Source organism: Bacillus sp. FSL K6-3458 (assembly GCF_038005045.1).
Lineage (GTDB): Bacteria > Bacillota > Bacilli > Bacillales > Bacillaceae > Bacillus > Bacillus altitudinis.
In genome coordinates, this window is record NZ_JBBOSI010000001.1 from 1,559,094 (window position 1) to 1,576,599 (window position 17,506).

20 protein-coding genes and 1 riboswitch are annotated in these 17,506 nt (G+C 42.3%); of the genes, 14 read left to right on the forward strand and 6 right to left on the reverse strand.

The genetic code is table 11. The annotated features are described in order from the left end of the window. Window positions 1-23: 23 nt before the first annotated feature. Both MHH23_RS08220 and MHH23_RS08225 read right to left on the reverse strand, forming a co-directional pair. The gene (locus MHH23_RS08220; protein ID WP_024718395.1) at window positions 24-563 is read right to left on the reverse strand and encodes a transcription repressor NadR; all 540 of its coding nucleotides are present in this window, start codon (window positions 561-563) and stop codon (window positions 24-26) included. 3 nt (window positions 564-566) lie between these two features. After that, window positions 567-1,715, reverse strand: coding sequence for an IscS subfamily cysteine desulfurase (locus tag MHH23_RS08225; RefSeq protein ID WP_326116667.1), 1,149 nt, complete (start codon window positions 1,713-1,715; stop codon window positions 567-569). 92 nt (window positions 1,716-1,807) lie between these two features. On the opposite strand from MHH23_RS08225, the gene nadB reads away from it, so the two are divergent. From nadB to MHH23_RS08250, 5 genes are all read left to right on the forward strand, one after another. Continuing rightward, window positions 1,808-3,379, forward strand: a complete 1,572-nt coding sequence (gene nadB / locus MHH23_RS08230) for an L-aspartate oxidase (RefSeq protein ID WP_268430269.1) — start codon at window positions 1,808-1,810, stop codon at window positions 3,377-3,379. Further along, complete coding sequence (nadC, locus tag MHH23_RS08235) at window positions 3,361-4,224, forward strand: carboxylating nicotinate-nucleotide diphosphorylase (RefSeq protein ID WP_017367720.1); 864 nt, start codon at window positions 3,361-3,363, stop codon at window positions 4,222-4,224. Before nadB ends, nadC begins: the two co-directional genes overlap by 19 nt. After that, the gene (nadA, locus tag MHH23_RS08240) at window positions 4,211-5,320 is read left to right on the forward strand and encodes a quinolinate synthase NadA (protein WP_007501511.1); all 1,110 of its coding nucleotides are present in this window, start codon (window positions 4,211-4,213) and stop codon (window positions 5,318-5,320) included. Before nadC ends, nadA begins: the two co-directional genes overlap by 14 nt. A 131-nt stretch (window positions 5,321-5,451) precedes the next feature. Beyond that, window positions 5,452-6,642: a SafA/ExsA family spore coat assembly protein gene (gene safA, locus MHH23_RS08245; RefSeq protein ID WP_178897000.1), complete on the forward strand. Its 1,191-nt coding sequence runs from the start codon at window positions 5,452-5,454 to the stop codon at window positions 6,640-6,642. Between the two features lie 133 nt (window positions 6,643-6,775). Continuing rightward, entirely contained in the window at window positions 6,776-7,396 is a 621-nt protein-coding gene (locus tag MHH23_RS08250) for a YhcN/YlaJ family sporulation lipoprotein (RefSeq protein WP_017367717.1), read from the forward strand. A 46-nt stretch (window positions 7,397-7,442) separates the two neighbouring features. Here MHH23_RS08250 and MHH23_RS08255 read toward each other — a convergent pair whose 3' ends face one another. After that, the gene (locus MHH23_RS08255; RefSeq protein ID WP_024718389.1) at window positions 7,443-8,075 is read right to left on the reverse strand and encodes a LysE family transporter; all 633 of its coding nucleotides are present in this window, start codon (window positions 8,073-8,075) and stop codon (window positions 7,443-7,445) included. A gap of 238 nt (window positions 8,076-8,313) precedes the next feature. Next, a riboswitch (TPP riboswitch) is annotated at window positions 8,314-8,423 on the forward strand. Window positions 8,424-8,549: 126 nt separating this feature from the next. On the opposite strand from MHH23_RS08255, the gene thiC reads away from it, so the two are divergent. Beyond that, window positions 8,550-10,310 (forward strand): phosphomethylpyrimidine synthase ThiC, encoded by a 1,761-nt coding sequence (gene thiC / locus MHH23_RS08260; protein WP_340959285.1) that lies wholly within the window; start codon window positions 8,550-8,552, stop codon window positions 10,308-10,310. A 31-nt stretch (window positions 10,311-10,341) separates the two neighbouring features. Here thiC and MHH23_RS08265 read toward each other — a convergent pair whose 3' ends face one another. Beyond that, window positions 10,342-10,491, reverse strand: coding sequence for a hypothetical protein (locus MHH23_RS08265; RefSeq protein WP_017367715.1), 150 nt, complete (start codon window positions 10,489-10,491; stop codon window positions 10,342-10,344). Between the two features lie 192 nt (window positions 10,492-10,683). Here MHH23_RS08265 and MHH23_RS08270 point away from each other — a divergent pair, with 192 nt between their 5' ends. Further along, window positions 10,684-10,866, forward strand: coding sequence for a hypothetical protein (locus MHH23_RS08270; RefSeq protein ID WP_008342761.1), 183 nt, complete (start codon window positions 10,684-10,686; stop codon window positions 10,864-10,866). Between the two features lie 227 nt (window positions 10,867-11,093). On the opposite strand, the gene MHH23_RS08275 is transcribed toward MHH23_RS08270, so the two are convergent. Then, on the reverse strand, window positions 11,094-11,738 hold the full coding sequence (locus MHH23_RS08275) for a serine/threonine protein kinase (protein ID WP_017367714.1): 645 nt from the start codon (window positions 11,736-11,738) through the stop codon (window positions 11,094-11,096). Window positions 11,739-12,003: 265 nt separating this feature from the next. On the opposite strand from MHH23_RS08275, the gene MHH23_RS08280 reads away from it, so the two are divergent. The 7 genes from MHH23_RS08280 to yajC all read left to right on the forward strand — a co-directional run bounded on the left by MHH23_RS08280 (window position 12,004) and on the right by yajC (window position 16,993). After that, window positions 12,004-12,477 carry an intercompartmental signaling factor BofC gene (locus MHH23_RS08280; protein WP_202394256.1) on the forward strand — a complete coding sequence of 158 codons (474 nt, stop codon included), beginning with the start codon at window positions 12,004-12,006 and terminating at the stop codon, window positions 12,475-12,477. A 147-nt stretch (window positions 12,478-12,624) separates the two neighbouring features. After that, window positions 12,625-13,230 carry a Holliday junction branch migration protein RuvA gene (gene ruvA, locus MHH23_RS08285; RefSeq protein ID WP_017358123.1) on the forward strand — a complete coding sequence of 202 codons (606 nt, stop codon included), beginning with the start codon at window positions 12,625-12,627 and terminating at the stop codon, window positions 13,228-13,230. Window positions 13,231-13,241: 11 nt separating this feature from the next. Continuing rightward, on the forward strand, window positions 13,242-14,246 hold the full coding sequence (gene ruvB / locus MHH23_RS08290) for a Holliday junction branch migration DNA helicase RuvB (RefSeq protein WP_007501501.1): 1,005 nt from the start codon (window positions 13,242-13,244) through the stop codon (window positions 14,244-14,246). After that, window positions 14,239-14,439, forward strand: coding sequence for a DUF2905 domain-containing protein (locus MHH23_RS08295; protein ID WP_008342752.1), 201 nt, complete (start codon window positions 14,239-14,241; stop codon window positions 14,437-14,439). The genes ruvB and MHH23_RS08295 overlap by 8 nt, the downstream gene beginning before the upstream one ends. A gap of 34 nt (window positions 14,440-14,473) precedes the next feature. Next, entirely contained in the window at window positions 14,474-15,502 is a 1,029-nt protein-coding gene (queA, locus tag MHH23_RS08300) for a tRNA preQ1(34) S-adenosylmethionine ribosyltransferase-isomerase QueA (protein ID WP_340959286.1), read from the forward strand. 31 nt (window positions 15,503-15,533) lie between these two features. Continuing rightward, a complete protein-coding gene (tgt, locus tag MHH23_RS08305) occupies window positions 15,534-16,679 on the forward strand; it encodes a tRNA guanosine(34) transglycosylase Tgt (protein WP_008342748.1) in 1,146 nt (381 codons plus the stop codon). Between the two features lie 47 nt (window positions 16,680-16,726). Beyond that, window positions 16,727-16,993: a preprotein translocase subunit YajC gene (yajC, locus tag MHH23_RS08310; protein ID WP_003216659.1), complete on the forward strand. Its 267-nt coding sequence runs from the start codon at window positions 16,727-16,729 to the stop codon at window positions 16,991-16,993. 49 nt (window positions 16,994-17,042) lie between these two features. On the opposite strand, the gene MHH23_RS08315 is transcribed toward yajC, so the two are convergent. Continuing rightward, window positions 17,043-17,420 (reverse strand): TIGR04086 family membrane protein, encoded by a 378-nt coding sequence (locus MHH23_RS08315; protein ID WP_007501492.1) that lies wholly within the window; start codon window positions 17,418-17,420, stop codon window positions 17,043-17,045. Window positions 17,421-17,506 lie beyond the last annotated feature (86 nt).

The window sequence follows — 17,506 nt, forward strand, 5'->3', positions numbered from 1 at the left end:
GTCCTGCAGGGGACACTATTTTTTTAGTCTTTAATGAGAAATCCAGCGTCATCAAGCGCTTGAATGGCTTGGTCAAGCTGCTTTTGGCTGTAGGAAGTAAGGGTATGTAAGTGTACGCCGTCTGTCAGCTCTGATAAGTAGGAGGCGCCTGTATTAGAAATATGATGAACGAAGTCAGCCACTTGTTTGCGCGTACTCACTCGAATAGAGGCCGTTAGCTCCCCGTAGACAGGGTGCTCAATCATCACGTCTTTCACCGTTACACCGTAGTCTACAATCAGTGTGAGCTCCTCTTCTGTACGATGAGGATCGTGCTTGCAAGCGATAATCTGTTCAATTTCAGTTTCCGGTGTATGCTGCGCCATATACACATAGCCTTGGCTTGTGGCAATAATGGGTTCGTTTTTTGCTTTGAGTAATGAAATATCTTGTACAATGACTTGTCGTGAGACAGCGGCTTTTTTGGCTAAAAAACTTCCAGTGAGTGGTGTATCTGTCTCTTTCAGCCACTTTAAAATGGCGTTTCTTCTTTCTTCGCCAATGAGTTTTCTCTCTTGTTCCACGTTTTATGCTCCTTTCTTCTCCTTTTGCAAGCGCTCAAATGTATGCAAAAGCTGATCGATGTCATCCTTTGATGATCCTCGTCCAAATGATAGTCGAATGAATTGAAGGGCATCACGATCTGATACATGTAATGCCTTCACAGCAGGGGAAGGGTGATGATAACCAGAAGCGCATGCACTTCCAGTAGATATACAAATTCCCTGCCGGTTACAAGCTAACATTACATATTGTCCTTCAAACCCTTCAAAAAAACAACCAATAATATGAGGGAGCGTGCGGCGCTGGTCATTTTCTTGCAGCATGCGGACAGGCAGCTGCCTTTTTTTTAGCTGCTGAAGAAAATAATCACGAAGCTGAATATCCAGCTGCTGCTGATGCTCTATTTTCAGCATGATTTGCTCGCTCGCGGCAACAAAAGCACCGATACATGGAACGTTCACTGTCCCTGGGCGTAGACCATTTTCCTGTACAGTATGTTGATATATAGGCTTCCAAGGGACATGTGATCCCATATAGACAGCACCGGCGCCCTTAGGTGCATACACTTTATGACTCGAAATGGAGAGGGCATCAACCCCAAGTTCTTTAATCGACACATGCATTTTTCCGAATGTCTGCACTGCATCTGTATGAAAAAGAATATCTCTTTCTTTTAAGAGCGTCGCTAATTCAGCTAATGGCTGAATAATCCCAGTTTCTGAGTTGGCATGCTGGATGGATACTAGTCCGGTTTCAGGCAATAGAGCCTGTTTGAGAATCTCCTTTGTGATAATTCCTTCTTGATTCGGGTCTATGACCGTCACCTTCACACCGAGACGCTCCAAGGCATTGACCGCATGATGAACGGAAGGGTGCTCTACTGATGTGGTAATGACATGCTGTTTATGTGGAGGTAGCCCATTTATGATCGATTGAATCGCAAGGATATTGGATTCAGTTCCGCCACTTGTAAAGTAAATGCCATCAGGTTCGCCCCCTAGAATCGCTGCAAGTGATTGTCTGCTGTAAGCCAAGATTTCATTTGCTCTTCCTCCTGCATCATGCAGGCTGCTCGCATTTCCGTAACATTCTTTGCTCAACTGCTGAAATACATGCAGTGATTCCTCAGAAACAGGTGTAGAAGCTGCATAATCTAAATAAATCAAATCCATCCATCTCCTGTGTGAAAATTTTTTCTTGTATTTATTGTAGTGTTGTGTAATGATATGTGTCAAGACAGGTGTAAATGACAGGAGGGGCAATTGTGTCATCTATCAAAAAAGTCATTGTGGTGGGGTCGGGCATTGCGGCTCTTTCCTTTGTGAATACGATCTCAGAGAACTGCCAAGTCATCATGATGACAAAAAAACAATTTTCCTCTAGTAATTCCATGCTTGCACAAGGGGGAATCGCTGCAGCCTTTTCCGCACATGATTCTGTCGATCAGCATGTGCAAGACACTTTAGCTGCGGGGTGTGGTCACAATGATGACAAAACTGTACAGGAGATCGTCCGTCATGGAAAAGATCTTGTAAAGAAGCTCGTAGAAGAGGGCTGCCCATTTGATCGAGATGAAACGGGAATCCCGCAGTTAGGTAAAGAGGGAGCCCATACGACCCATCGTATTCTGCATGCAGGGGGAGATCAAACGGGAAAAACCCTCGTGCAGTTTTTGAAAGGGAAGCTCGGCTCACACATTCATGTATACGAAAACCATCATGTCATGGATCTATTGGTTCATGAAGGGATATGTACCGGTGTTGTGTGGAAAGACGAAAAAGGTCATGTACATACAATGACCGCAGATGCAGTTGTATTATCCACTGGCGGCTGTGGATCCTTATATGAGACAAACACAAATGATCCGTCTGTGACAGGAGACGGTCTGATGATGGCCTATCGCGCAGGGGCACAGCTAGTAGATCTCGAATTTGTGCAATTCCATCCGACCCTTTTGACCACTTCAGGTAAAGCGATCGGTCTCGTATCAGAGGCAGTCAGGGGAGAGGGCGCCTATTTAGAAGATGAATCAGGCAGGCGGATCATGAAAGGAATCCACCCGCAGAGGGATTTAGCGCCTAGAGATGTGGTGGCAAGGACCATTTTCCATGAGCAGCAACTCGGTCATTCCATTTATCTTAACATCCGTGATATTCCGCATTTTTCTGCACGTTTTCCTGCGATTGCTTCGATGTGTCAGCGTGCGGGAGTTGATATGGCAAGCGGAAGGCTGCCAGTTTCACCCGGTATGCACTTTTTAATGGGTGGAATTAAGGTGAATGAACATGGAGAAACAACAGTTCCATCACTTTTTGCCATTGGTGAAGCAGCTTGTACAGGTTTACACGGCGCCAATCGACTGGCAAGTAATTCGCTCTTAGAAGGTCTCGTTTTAGGAAACAACGCAGCACGGTATATTGAGCGGTTGCAAACCTGGCAAGATAAAAACCTTGCTCTTTCCATTCAAGAAGTATGGTCTGTCCCAACGGTGTCACTGGCTCAGCTCAGAAAATGGATGACGGCATATGCCGCAATTGTGAGAGATGAGAAAGGCTTACAGACTTTGCTCGATCATTTAGAACAAGTCTCTTTTCAGCAAATCAATGTGAAGAATATCACAAATGAACAGATCGAAATAACTAATCAATGGGCTTTAGCCATATGCCTTGTCAAATCTGCATTACTCCGAACAGAAAGCAGGGGCGGTCATTATCGCACAGATTATCCTAATCGGCATGATGCTTCGTGGCGAGCAAAACAGATTGTACATGAACAGGGCCATATTTATATCGTAAAAAATGAAAGGATTGGTGCCAAATGGAACGTTTACAGTTAAAGCAAATGCTCACTCATTTTTTAAAAGAAGATATTGGGTTTGGAGATGTATCCGCTGATGCCATCTTTGGAGACAAGAAAGGAACAGCTTACATCATGGCGAAACAATCAGGCGTATTGGCCGGGACGCAAGTCATTGATATGGGATACAAACTGCTGAATGAACAAGTTCAAACTGAGCTGTTCTTCCAAGAAGGTGATTGGATTCATGAAGGGGCTGTACTGGCACAAATAACTGGCCCCGTCAACGACTTGCTGAAAGGGGAGCGGGTGGTGTTGAATATCCTGCAAAGAATGACAGGGATTGCTACACTAACGCATGAAGCAGTAGAGCGATTAGCTGATCCATCTATTACGATTTGTGATACGAGAAAGACGACACCCGGTTTGCGCATGCTGGAGAAGTACGCAGTAAAAGTCGGAGGCGGAAAGAATCATCGTTTCGGCTTATCCGATGGGGTGATGATTAAAGATAATCATATTGCGGCTTGTGGTTCTATCAGGGAAGCTGTGGAGAAAGCAAGAGCATACGCCGGTCATATGGTGAAAATTGAAGTGGAAATTGAATCAGAAGCACAGCTGATGGAAGCCATTGATGCCAAAGCAGATGTCATCATGTTTGACAACTGCTCTCCAGACGAAGTGAAGCGCTTTAAACAAATGACCCCTGAAACCATATTGACTGAGGCATCTGGCGGTATCACATTGGAGAATGTGGCTAACTACCGGGGGACAGGTGTAGACCTTATTTCACTTGGATTTCTCACACATTCTGCTCCATCATTCGATTTTAGTATGAATATGGAATTCAGCCATAAAGGGGGAACGACTCATGTCCATGCTTGATGTGTTAGCAGCGCAGCATACAGCCATGATGCCAGATGAATATAAACAGCGCTCTTATGATGAAATGAAAGAGAGAGTATTAGAGATTAAACGCGCCTTTGGATCAAAGCTTTTTATACCGGGTCATCATTATCAAAAAGATGAAGTCATCCAATTTGCTGATGTGACAGGTGATTCATTGCAGCTTGCACAAATTGCTGCTGACAATCACGAAGCAGAATACATTGTATTTTGCGGGGTTCATTTTATGGCAGAAACGGCCGATATGCTATCAAAAAAGAATCAGCACGTCTTTTTGCCAGATATGAGAGCTGGCTGTTCAATGGCAGATATGGCGAATATGAAACAAACAGACAGGGCGTGGGATCAGCTCACTGAGCTGTTTGGAGATACGATCCTTCCGCTGACTTATGTAAACTCAACGGCTGATATTAAAGCATTTGTCGGCAAACATGGCGGATCGACTGTCACATCTTCAAACGCTAAAAAAGTATTGGAGTGGGCGCTGACCCAAAAAGAGCGGATTCTTTTTCTTCCTGATCAGCATTTAGGACGTAACACGGCCTATGATTTAGGGATTCCGCTAGAGGAAATGGCTGTCTGGGATCAAATAGAAGAAAAGCTCATCACCGACCAACCGCTTCATCGAATCAAAATGATTTTATGGAAAGGTCATTGCTCTGTTCATGAGAAATTTACCATTGAGAATATTGAACAAACGAGAAAACGAGACCGTGACATACAGATTCTTGTTCATCCAGAGTGTACACATGAAGTTGTAAAGGCTTCTGATCTAGCTGGTTCAACGAAATTTATTATTGATACGATCAAGCAGGCACCAGCAGGAAGCAAGTGGGCCATTGGAACAGAAATGAATTTAGTGAAACGCATCATTGACCAGCACCCTGACAAACAAATCGAATCCCTTAATCCAGATATGTGTCCATGTTTAACAATGAACCGTATTGATCTGCCTCATCTACTATGGTCACTTGAAAGCATTGAAAAAGGGGAGCCGGTCGGTTTGATTCAAGTGAATGAAGAGACGACAAAAGAGGCATTGCTCGCTTTAAATAAGATGCTCACCATTAAATAAAGAAGTGTCCCCTCCTATCAGAAAACAAGTTTTTATCATATCGGCTTGTAAATAGGCATAAATTTATGTTGAAACATATTGTACTTCTGACATAACCGCTACGTTCACGTTTTGCATAGGAGGGGAAAACGTTGAAAATTCATATTGTGCAAAAAGGAGACTCCCTTTGGAAAATTTCAAAGAAGTACGGAGTCGACTTTCAAGAATTGAAAAAATTAAATTCGCAGCTCAGTAATCCAGATTTGATTATGCCAGGAATGAAAATCAAAATTCCATCTAGTGGTGTTCCTGTAAAAACCGATCATCACAAAGCAAAAGAAATGCCAAAAGCAAAAGAACACCCGTATGTAAAAGAAAAGCCAAAGGATGTCGTGCAAGTTCAAGATACGAAGCCGAAGGAAAAGCCGAATGAACCGGTACCTTATGTGCCACCAGTACCAAAGATTGAACAGCCAGTTTTTCCACAAGTTGATGTAAACTATTATCAGACGAATCTCTACCAGCCATTCACGCCTCCTCCCAAAAAAGAACATCATGAGAAAAAAGATCACGTTCATGAAAAGAAAGATCATGTTCATGAGAAAAAGGATCATAAAGATCACAAGGACCATTTTCATCATGAAAATAAGGATCATTTCAAAGATGAAGTGGCAAAGGGATATGATCCATTCATTCATATCCCACATCAAAAAGAGGAGGGAAAAGATATGGAACATAGTAATTACCCAAACCTTCCTAATTTCCCGCAAATGCCGAATGTTGGAGGGGCAGCAGTAGGGGGCATGGCTGAAAATAAAGAGCATCACCACCATCATCAAGAGTCATATGATCCTTATTATGGTTATGGTCATTACATGCCAGCAATGTATCCATATCCGCAGCAAATGGTACCCGCTTCTCCTATTTTACCGGGATCAGGCCTTTGTTATCCGGTACAGCCGTATTATCACCATCACATGATGCCGTATCCTTACCCGGCGGCTCAGCCTTATTATCCTGCGTATCAAGCACCGGCTTATTACGGTGAACATCATGAGCATCATGCAAACGATGGGCATCACTGGCACCACCATATGCATCCAAATGCAAATGCAAATGCCAATGCCAATCAAGGCTTTTATCCAAACGCTCCAAATGAAGCATATGGCAAGGAAGACTGCGGATGCGATGATGGCATGAAGCATCATCAACCATGGCCTGGACATTATCCAAACCCTGTTCCATATGGTCAAATGGGTGCTTATCCAGCACAGCCTTATATGCAGCAGCCTTATCAAAACCCATCTGTCTTTGCAAGACCAGAAGAAGACGAAGAAGATTAATGACACAAGGGACGATCTCAATCGTTCCTTTTTTTGTTTATAACTGACAGCTTGTTTTTGTCCTCAACTGTACATGCTAAAACAGAGCCTGTTTTGCGCTCATGAGATTCAATTTGTACAGGGGGTTTTTCGTTTGAGACAAAAATGGCAAAAAACAATCGCCTTAGTGCTTCTACCTATTGGATTAACGGCATGTGGTACAAATAACAATGCGGGTGTAGATACACGTCATAATCAATCAGGCCAGCCAGTTGGATACCACTCCAATCAACAGGCAACAGACAACAACCAAGATCATCAAGGACCGGTTTCTGAGCTTATGGAGGGAATGAACGGAAGAAATACAACGAATGTTGATTATCGTTCACGCCCTACACAGGATCAAGTGAGAATGCCGCTTACTGGTGGAGATGGACGCTACAGCCATGGAGATATGAACTATCATAACCAAATGTCGTTCTCTGGCTACGATAAACAAGAGAACATCCAGCGTTCAAGAAAAATCGCCAACCGAGTGAACAAAATGAACCATGTGACAGACTCACAAGTCATGGTGACGGATGAAAATGTGTATATTGCTCTTAAAACAGATGGGCGCTTGACATCAGAAGGTGTATCACAAGTAGAAGAAGCAGCGACTCGTTATGCAGATGGTAGAGCTGTCCAAGTCATTAAAGACGAAGGCGCATTTACACGCTTCAGAGATATGAGAAAAACGCAATTTGAAACAGGTCAGACAGGCATGACCCGATAGGCTGGAATAAAAAAGGCTAAAGTTCATGACGAACTTTAGCCTTTCTTTAAAAATAAACTTTGATCCCGATATAAAATTCATAAAAGAAATAACAGCCAAATCCAAGTAATAAAATACCGGCAATAATGGATGTCCACTTAATCATTGTTCGGTTCATCACTTTTCTTGTTAGGGAAACAATCGTGAGAAGACCGATGTCATGAAGAAGAATTCCTGCCAAAATACCCGCAGCAGCCAATATAAATTCAGATGAATTTGTATTTTTATAAGCATCTGCCAGTACAGCACCAAACACAGATACCCAGAACACAAGGTTTCCAGGGGATACCGCGACGAGCAGCCCATTTCGGTATGTTTTAGCGAATGATTTATTCACTTTTTCTCCTGCTAAATGGATGTCTTGATCCGCATTTTTAATCGAATCGTAGGCAAGAATCATTAAAAAGATGGCACCGATCAGCCAGAGCGGAATTTGGATAAAGGGCAAAGATAAAAATTGAGCAAATCCAGCATATAAAGCCAAGATGAGCAATATATCGATGGTCATACCACCAGCGCCTACAGTTAATCCATGAAAGAATCCGTTTTTTAATCCCTGCTTTGTCATTTCAACCGTGATCGCTCCAACAGGTAGAGCAATTGAGAATCCAACGACGATAAATGTAAGAAATGTTTGCAATCGACTAGAACTTCCTTTGAATCATGTTTGTATAAAAATTCTCCGTTTAGATTAATTATACATAATAGGAGAAAAGGATCAATGATTATTTCTGATTTAATCGAAATGAGAGAGATAGATCGTGTATAGAAAGATGTATATCGTGAAGATCATGTATTCATTGTAGGGGAAAGGAACTATTTTCCTGAAACTTCTTTTTTTCATTTCTCAGCTATGCTACACTGTTGTGGAAATCAATATAAGTGACTAGGGGTGCCCGGAAATGCGGGCTGAGAGAGAAGACAAGCTTCTTAACCCTTTGGACCTGATCTGGCTCGTACCAGCGTGGGGAAGTTGAAGATGATACATGTGCCATATGAATGGCATACATGTTTTTTTCTGACGACGAAACCAGGTTCTCTACATAGAATCTGGTTTTTTGCTGGTGCTGATTCCATCCTGACCGGTCACACGAAAAGAAGGAGAGAACAGCAAATGAATGAAAAGACAAATGTTCCATCAACGCAATCTTTATTATCAAACTTTGAAGGCAGTCGAAAGGTATATGAACAATGCTCAAGACCTGACATTTTGGTGCCAAAAAGAGAAATTGTGCTCACAAATACAGTGACACAAGCAGGAGATATCCAAAATGAACCGATTCGTGTGTACGATACAAGTGGACCGTATACAGATGAGGAGGCTCATATTGATGTTACAAAGGGATTAAAGCGCCTGAGATCAAAATGGATTAAAGAAAGAGAAGATACTGAAAGCTATGAAGGGCGTCAAGTAAAGCCAGAAGATAATGGATATCGCTTGAATGGGAAAGAATCCTTTCAAGCTGCCCATACAGATTTTCATCATGTGCCGCTCCGCGGGAAACAAGGTGCTTGTGTGACGCAAATGCATTATGCAAAAAAGGGGATCATTACGCCTGAAATGGAGTTTATCGCTTTGAGAGAACAGCTAAGTCCTGAGTTTGTTAGAGAGGAAGTGGCTAGTGGAAGAGCGGTCATTCCAGCGAATATCAACCATCCTGAAAGTGAGCCGATGATCATCGGGAAGAATTTTCACGTGAAAATTAATGCGAATATTGGCAATTCAGCTGTGACGTCGTCCATTGAAGAAGAGGTGGAGAAGATGACATGGGCAATTAGATGGGGGGCAGATACGATGATGGACCTGTCTACAGGAAAGGATATTCATACAACGAGAGAATGGATTATCCGCAATTGCCCAGTCCCAGTAGGAACTGTCCCGATTTATCAGGCACTTGAAAAAGTGAATGGAATCGCAGAAAATTTGACGTGGGAAGTATACCGAGACACATTAATTGAACAGGCAGAGCAAGGGGTTGACTACTTCACCATTCATGCGGGCGTCCTCTTAAGGTATATTCCGCTCACAGTCGACCGGGTCACAGGAATTGTTTCAAGAGGCGGAGCCATTATGGCAAGATGGTGTCTCGCTCATCATCAAGAGAACTTTCTGTATACCCATTTTGAAGAAATTTGTGAAATCATGAAAACATATGACATTGCCTTTTCGCTTGGGGACGGGCTCAGACCTGGATCCATTGCGGACGCAAATGACGAAGCGCAGTTTGCAGAGCTGGAAACGTTAGGGGAATTGACAGAGATCGCTTGGAAACATGATGTACAGGTTATGATTGAAGGACCTGGTCATGTTCCAATGGATAAAATCAAAGAGAATGTCGATAAGCAGATGGAGATATGCAAAGAGGCACCTTTTTATACGTTAGGTCCTCTAACAACAGATATTGCACCGGGATATGATCATATTACATCCGCGATCGGTGCGGCGATGATTGGCTGGTACGGAACCGCCATGCTGTGCTATGTGACACCAAAAGAGCATTTAGGTCTGCCGAACAAAGAAGATGTAAGAGAAGGCGTCATCGCCTATAAAATTGCCGCACATGCAGCTGATGTAGCAAAAGGACATCCTGCTGCTCAAAAGCGTGATGATGCCTTATCGAAAGCGAGATTTGAATTCAGATGGCGGGATCAATTTCATCTGTCACTTGACCCAGAACGAGCGCTGGCATTCCATGATGAAACATTGCCTGCTGAAGGTGCTAAAACTGCTCATTTTTGTTCCATGTGTGGACCAAAGTTTTGCAGTATGAAAATTTCCCATGACATCCGCAACCAATCAGAAGAAGTGAAAAGAGAGATGGAGAAGAAGGCAAAAGAGTTTATCAATCAAGGCAGCCAAATCTATCAATCCTAAAAAAAACCTCGCACTCCTCTAGTGCGGGGTTTTATAAAACGGCTGAAATGGCTTTTCTTACGAGGTGCAAAAATGCTCTTACTGCAATCGCCATCGTTTCAACACTTGGGATGAGGGCATCTGTTAAATGAAACAGGACTGTTTGTCTCTCTGGAGATGTTCGTTTTTTCTTTTGTTTCATAAAAGTAGCCTCCTTTTCATTCAATATACTTCTTTTGAAGAGTACATAGATAGATATGTTGTGCGAATTTAAACAAAATTTAAACTTCTTGTGTTTAGAAGGAAAGAAGCAGGGGAAACGGATTGAATAGAGAATGAATGAAAAGAGCTGACCGATTTGGTTAGTGAACAAGACAGAGTGGAAGGTGATCTTATGATGAAAGTATTTAAGGTAACATTTCATATGAACAATGGGGAAGTGCTCGATTTCGAGCTGAAACGTCCAGCTACCTATGATGTGTATAAAAAAATTGAGGAAGCCAATCATTGGTTTAAGCTGAATAATGAAATCATTAACCTATTAAATGTGAATAGTATCCATGTAGAAACAGAATAAAACAGAAAGCCGCTCAAAGAGAGCGGCTTTCAGCGTGTAGACAAACCCTCGCATTCCGTGTCAGTCCTGCGTGCCGGTGCTCACGAATGTCAAATTCGCTCCGGTACTCGTCCTTCCTAGAATTCAAAGGTTTTCTATCACGCTGAAAAGAAGACAAAGGGCTAAAATAAAGTTCATTTTAGCCCTTTGTCAACAATCTGAAAGCCGCTCTTTTCGAGCGGCTTTCATTATGCAGTAAAATCATTTCGGTTGTTCAGCTGACCTCGAGACAGCCAGTTTTTCTTATACAAATAGGCAATCACTTCAAGCCACAGCCGCGGCGCTTTTTTAGGGAAAAAAGGTTTTTGATAATAGGCGTATGCAGCTTTTAAATCATCCCATTGATGACATGTTTTCGTTTGCGTGAAGCGGGCGACGTCAATGACCCTGACGCGGCCATCCTTTGTTAAAATTAAATTCCGCAGATGAATATCAGAAGGATTTAAACCTTTCGCGCGTGCTTCTTCCAATGCATCATCTACTTGTTCAATCATTTGTTTTTTGATCGGAATTCCTTTTGTCAGGCATTCATAGAAAGTATAACCTTTAATATATTCCATTAAAATATACTGATCCCCAGACTCGTAAATCTCAGGATAATAGGAGGAGCCGGAAAGTTTTTCATAAATTGCAGCCTCTTTGCGGGCGATGTTTCGATAAGAAGGAAAAAAGACTTTTAACGCCATTTTCTTGCCGTCTTTTTTGTATGAAAATACATAGGCACTTCTTCCTTTGCCGCACAGCTCAAGCTCAGCCGGTTTAAAGACGAGCTTATTAAAACGCTTTTCTTCTTGATACTGAATTGATTCGGCTAATCTTTTGACATCTGACATTGACTTCACCTTCTTTGGTTTCAGTTTATGCGGCTGAAAAACGAATGATGAAAAAACCATGTAATTCGGTAGAGCAATGGATTGTATAAAACATAACATTTACGCACGAAGGATACAATGAAAGACTCTCATTATGTGTCAAGACATCGATTTGGTTAATGTTTAGGAAAATGGGTCAAACTACATATGTCATGCATCGATCTTATGTTCTAAAGAGGTGTAAATAGTGAAAGTGAAAATAAAGTATTTCGTTACAGGACTTATCATGACAAGTGTACTCTTTTTCGCTGTTGATATGGAAGCAGCAGAACACTTGCAAAAAGAGTCAAAAACCATCAACGTTCAGCTTGAAAAGGTCTATCTAGACGGCGATGTAAGTATTGAAAGACAGCGGGCATCATTAGAAGACAAAGACACATTTTGGGCCCAGTATAAGGGCTGGACATTGGTAGAACAGCGAGAGGATTTTGCCCTTTTTAGAAAACAAATTGACGATATATCGCCTTTGAGTAAAGCAAATGGATATATCGGATTATCAGAAGACGGCGTGATTTCTACGTTTCATGGAAGGCCTGACGGGTGGGCGGAGCCTATTCATCTCTTTTTTCAAATTGATACGTCCCGCTTGGAAAGTCATGTAGAGCAGCAGCTTGCACAAGGCATTCCGTTTCGAACAAAAGATGAATTTGAGCATGTGCTTGAAGTCATGAAACCTTACCGAAATGAACAATCGTTTTAATCGTATGACAGCTTGCTGGTGTGAAGACCGCAAGCTCTTTTTCATGGGTTGACTATGAAAAAAGGCTGAGCGAACGTATGTTAACTTTTATTACGGTTTTCTCTTCGATTTATGTTACAATGGAGAACAGTCAAAGAGGTGAAAACGGTGATAGAGTTTGTAAAAGGGACCATTGATTATGTGTGCCCGCAATATGTTGTCATTGAAAACGGCGGAGTGGGATATCAAGTCTATACCCCAAATCCGTTTATCTATCGAGTAACAAAACAAGAAACGATTTATACGTATCATTACATAAAGGAAGACGCTTTTTCGTTATATGGATTCCAAACACGAGAAGAAAAAGCGTTGTTCACAAAACTGTTAAATGTCACAGGCATTGGACCGAAGGGTGCGCTTGCGATTCTTGCTTCCGGTGACCCTGGCGCTGTCATTTCAGCGATCGAACGAGAGGATGAAGCTTTCCTCATTAAATTCCCGGGTGTTGGCAAAAAAACAGCACGACAGATCATTCTAGATCTGAAAGGGAAGCTCGCAGATGTGGTGCCTGAAATGATAGGAAACTTATTTAACCACGAGGATCATATTCAAATTGAAACGCAGCAAAGCGCTTTAGATGAAGCGGTTGAAGCCTTAAGTGTCCTTGGGTATGGTGATCGTGAAATCAAAAAGGTTCTTCCTTTATTAAAAGAAGAGAAGAATCTTACAACCGATCAATATGTGAAAAAAGCTTTACAAAAAATGTTGAAATAGGGTGATGTCTCATGGATGAACGGCTCGTCTCAACTGAAGCAGACAACCATGAATCAGCCATTGAGCAAAGTCTGCGTCCACAGACGCTTAGTCAATATATTGGCCAGCAGAAAGTAAAGGATAATCTCAGCGTATTTATTGAAGCTGCCCGAATGAGGCAGGAAACACTGGATCACGTCCTTTTATATGGACCGCCGGGACTTGGGAAAACAACGCTTGCGTCGATCATTGCCAATGAAATGAATGTTCAGCTGCGTACAACGTCTGGACCGGCGATTGAACGCCCTGGCGATTTGGCGGCGATCTTAACATCTCTTGAACCTGGCGATGTTCTGTTTATTGATGAAATTCATCGCTTGCAGCGTTCAATAGAGGAAGTGCTATATCCAGCGATGGAGGACTTTTGTCTAGATATCGTGATTGGAAAAGGAGATACAGCACGCTCTGTGCGGCTTGATTTACCGCCATTTACGCTTGTAGGTGCTACAACCCGTGTTGGGCTTTTAACAGCGCCGCTTCGTGATAGGTTTGGGGTTCATGCAAGATTGGAATACTATGAGCAAAGAGATTTGGCTCACATTGTAGCAAGAACAGCCGAGCTGTTTGAGATTGGGATCGACATTCGTTCAGCTGAAGAGATTGCAAGAAGATCTAGAGGCACACCGAGGGTCGCCAATCGTCTGCTCAGAAGAGTAAGAGATTTTGCGCAGGTGCTTGGAAATCATGCGATCACACAAGACATTGCAGAAGATGCTCTTGAGCGTCTGCAAGTTGACAGACTCGGACTTGATCATATCGATCATAAGCTGCTTTTAAGTATGATTGAAAAATTTAGAGGCGGTCCTGTTGGACTTGATACGATCTCAGCGACAATTGGAGAAGAATCACATACGATTGAAGATGTGTACGAACCGTATTTACTGCAAATTGGTTTTCTGCAAAGAACACCAAGAGGGCGGGTCGTCACAAGAGAAGCGTATGAACATTTTCATATGGAGGTTCCGATTCGTGACTGAATTCCCTAAAATGTTGATGATTTTAGGTGGTGTCCTTTTTGCCGCAGGTTTAGTGTTTCAATTGGTTGGGAAACTTCCAGGCGATATTTTCGTGAAAAAAGGGAACGTAACGTTCTTTTTTCCTGTGATTACATGCATTGTCATTAGCATCGTCCTAACCATTTTACTCAATGTCTTCGGACGGATGAAATAACGTTAACTAGTTAACTACAGAATAGGTGAAGGAAATGAAGTTAGAACTATTTGATTTTGATTTACCAGAAAGATTGATTGCACAAGTGCCGCTTGAAAAACGAGATGCATCAAGACTGATGGTCTTACATAAACAAACAGGTGACATCACACATGATACATTCACGCAAATCACAGATTACTTTCAAAAGGGTGATTGTCTCGTTTTAAACAATACACGTGTATTGCCTGCACGTCTGTTTGGAACGAAAGAGGATACGGGTGCTAAAGTGGAGCTGCTTCTTTTGAAACAAGAAGAAGGAGACAAATGGGAAACGCTCGTGAAACCAGCAAAACGTGTGAAAAACGGAACAGTCATTACATTTGGTGATGGACGATTAAAAGCGGTATGTACAGAAGAACTGGAACATGGCGGAAGAAAAGTTGAGTTTCAGTATACAGGCATTTTTTATGAAGTACTTGAATCCTTAGGTGAAATGCCACTGCCTCCGTACATTAAAGAGCAGCTTGACGATCGTGAGCGTTATCAAACCGTTTATTCCAAAGAGGTTGGTTCGGCTGCTGCGCCTACTGCCGGTCTTCACTTTACAAATGAACTGCTGGATGCACTGAAAGCAAAAGGAGTGCATATTGCGTTTATTACGCTCCATGTAGGGCTTGGCACATTTCGACCGGTCAGTGCTGAACGCATTGAAGAACATGAAATGCACGCAGAGTTTTACGAAATGAATGAAGAAACGGCAGAAGAGCTTAATCGCGTGCGCAAAGAAGGCGGGCGGATTATTTCAGTCGGAACAACTTCGACAAGAACGCTTGAAACCATTGCAAGTGCTTATGATGGTGAATTCAAAGCGTCAAGCGGCTGGACGTCGATTTTTATTTATCCAGGCTATACATTTAAGGCAATTGATGGCATGATCACGAATTTCCACTTGCCAAAATCGTCTTTAATTATGCTTGTCAGTGCATTAGCTGGACGAGAACACGTCCTAAAAGCGTACAATGAGGCTGTAAAAGAGGAATACCGATTCTTCAGTTTTGGCGATGCCATGCTGATTCAATAACATCATACAACAAAGACAGGAGGGCTCATTTTTGTCGCAATTACCGATACGTTATGAGTTCATTAAATCATGCAAACAAACAGGTGCACGTCTTGGGCGCGTTCATACACCGCACGGCTCCTTTGAAACACCTGTATTTATGCCAGTTGGTACACTGGCTACAGTGAAAACAATGGCGCCTGAAGAGTTAAAAGCAATGGAAGCAGGCATCATTTTAAGCAATACGTATCATCTATGGCTGCGCCCGGGGCATGACATTGTCAAAGAAGCAGGCGGCCTGCACAAATTTATGAACTGGGATCGAGCGATTCTCACTGATTCAGGCGGTTTCCAAGTGTTTTCTTTAAGTGAATTTAGAAAAATTGAAGAGGAAGGCGTTCACTTCCGTAATCACTTAAATGGAGATAAGTTGTTCCTTTCTCCTGAAAAAGCGATGGAGATTCAAAATGCGCTCGGCTCAGATATTATGATGGCATTTGACGAATGCCCTCCGTACCCAGCAGAGTACGATTATATGAAACGTTCTGTAGAGCGGACAAGCAGATGGGCAGAGCGCTGCTTAACAGCGCACCAGCGTCCAGAGGATCAAGGACTGTTTGGCATTGTACAGGGCGGAGAATACGAAGAGCTTCGTAAACAAAGTGCAAAAGATCTTGTTTCACTTGATTTCCCAGGCTATGCCATTGGAGGTTTATCTGTTGGTGAACCAAAAGACGTGATGAACCGTGTGCTGGAGTTCACAACGCCATTTTTACCGGATGACAAGCCAAGGTACTTAATGGGTGTTGGCTCACCAGATTCATTAATTGACGGCGCGATCCGCGGTGTCGATATGTTTGACTGTGTACTGCCAACGCGAATTGCAAGAAATGGTACGCTCATGACAAGTGAAGGACGCCTTGTTGTGAAAAATGCTAAATATGAGCGTGATTTCAGACCAATCGATGAAAACTGTGACTGCTATACATGTAAAAACTACACACGCGCTTATATTAGACATTTGATCCGTACAAATGAGACGTTCGGAATTCGATTAACAACTTATCATAATCTTCATTTTCTGTTAAAATTAATGGAGCAAGTGAGAGAAGCTATCCGTGAGGATCGTTTAGGTGATTTTAGAGAAGAGTTTTTTGAGCGTTATGGCTTTAACAAGCCGAATGCGAAAAACTTTTAACGCATAAACGAAAAGCTTTACAATGCTTTAGAAAGGGGTGAGATAGAATGGATGGTGGTATGGGTTCAATCATTATGATTGTTGTCATGTTTGCTGTGCTTTACTTCTTGTTAATCCGTCCACAGCAAAAGCAACAAAAAGCTGTGCGTCAGATGCAGCAATCTTTATCAAAAGGCGATAAAATCGTCACAATCGGTGGTTTACACGGTGAAATCGACTACATTGATGAATCAAAAGTGGTCATCAAAACAAGCGAAAACAACCGTTTAACTTTCGACCGACGTGCTATTAGAGAATTAGCTGACAAAGGTTAATCCTCCAATACATAGCGATAAAAAAAGAGCGATATCATTCGCTCTTTTTTTATTTGCCCCGAAGATTAACGCCAATCATTCCCCCTAGCATACAAATTCCCAAAAAGGCTGCATGATAGATGAATTGTTCTGGTGAAAAGGTTTCTCCAAACCCTAAATATTGAAATAAAAAAACAGTGAGTGAAAAGATAAAAGAGGTCATGGCGCCAATGAGCCAGCCCCGTTCCTTTGCTTTCCCTCCAGAAATCATTCCTCCTAGAAAAAGTGCCGCAAAGGACAAGATCATGATCATCCATTTAAACGATGATTCCTGCATACTTGTGAAGGTAAGCATCAGTGATACAAGTAAGCTTGTGACAATCATCACGACAAAAATAGCAATTAAGCCAGATAAAATGCCTTTTCCTATTTGTTTCGTTTCCTGCATGTGATTCGTCTCCTCTCCAATTGACCGAAGCTTGTCTTTTACTAAAATGTATTCACGGAGAAGAAAAAATAGACATGTTTCTCGTG

Coding starts and splice junctions, on each gene's coding strand:
- MHH23_RS08225 (WP_326116667.1), bottom strand. CDS start 1,715: ATGGATTTGATTTATTTAGATTATGCAGCTTCTACACCTGTTTCTGAG.
- nadC (WP_017367720.1), top strand. CDS start 3,361: ATGGAACGTTTACAGTTAAAGCAAATGCTCACTCATTTTTTAAAAGAA.
- nadA (WP_007501511.1), top strand. CDS start 4,211: ATGTCCATGCTTGATGTGTTAGCAGCGCAGCATACAGCCATGATGCCA.
- thiC (WP_340959285.1), top strand. CDS start 8,550: ATGAATGAAAAGACAAATGTTCCATCAACGCAATCTTTATTATCAAAC.
- MHH23_RS08265 (WP_017367715.1), bottom strand. CDS start 10,491: ATGAAACAAAAGAAAAAACGAACATCTCCAGAGAGACAAACAGTCCTG.
- MHH23_RS08270 (WP_008342761.1), top strand. CDS start 10,684: ATGATGAAAGTATTTAAGGTAACATTTCATATGAACAATGGGGAAGTG.
- MHH23_RS08275 (WP_017367714.1), bottom strand. CDS start 11,738: ATGTCAGATGTCAAAAGATTAGCCGAATCAATTCAGTATCAAGAAGAA.
- MHH23_RS08280 (WP_202394256.1), top strand. CDS start 12,004: ATGACAAGTGTACTCTTTTTCGCTGTTGATATGGAAGCAGCAGAACAC.
- ruvB (WP_007501501.1), top strand. CDS start 13,242: ATGGATGAACGGCTCGTCTCAACTGAAGCAGACAACCATGAATCAGCC.
- queA (WP_340959286.1), top strand. CDS start 14,474: ATGAAGTTAGAACTATTTGATTTTGATTTACCAGAAAGATTGATTGCA.
- yajC (WP_003216659.1), top strand. CDS start 16,727: ATGGATGGTGGTATGGGTTCAATCATTATGATTGTTGTCATGTTTGCT.
- MHH23_RS08315 (WP_007501492.1), bottom strand. CDS start 17,420: ATGCAGGAAACGAAACAAATAGGAAAAGGCATTTTATCTGGCTTAATT.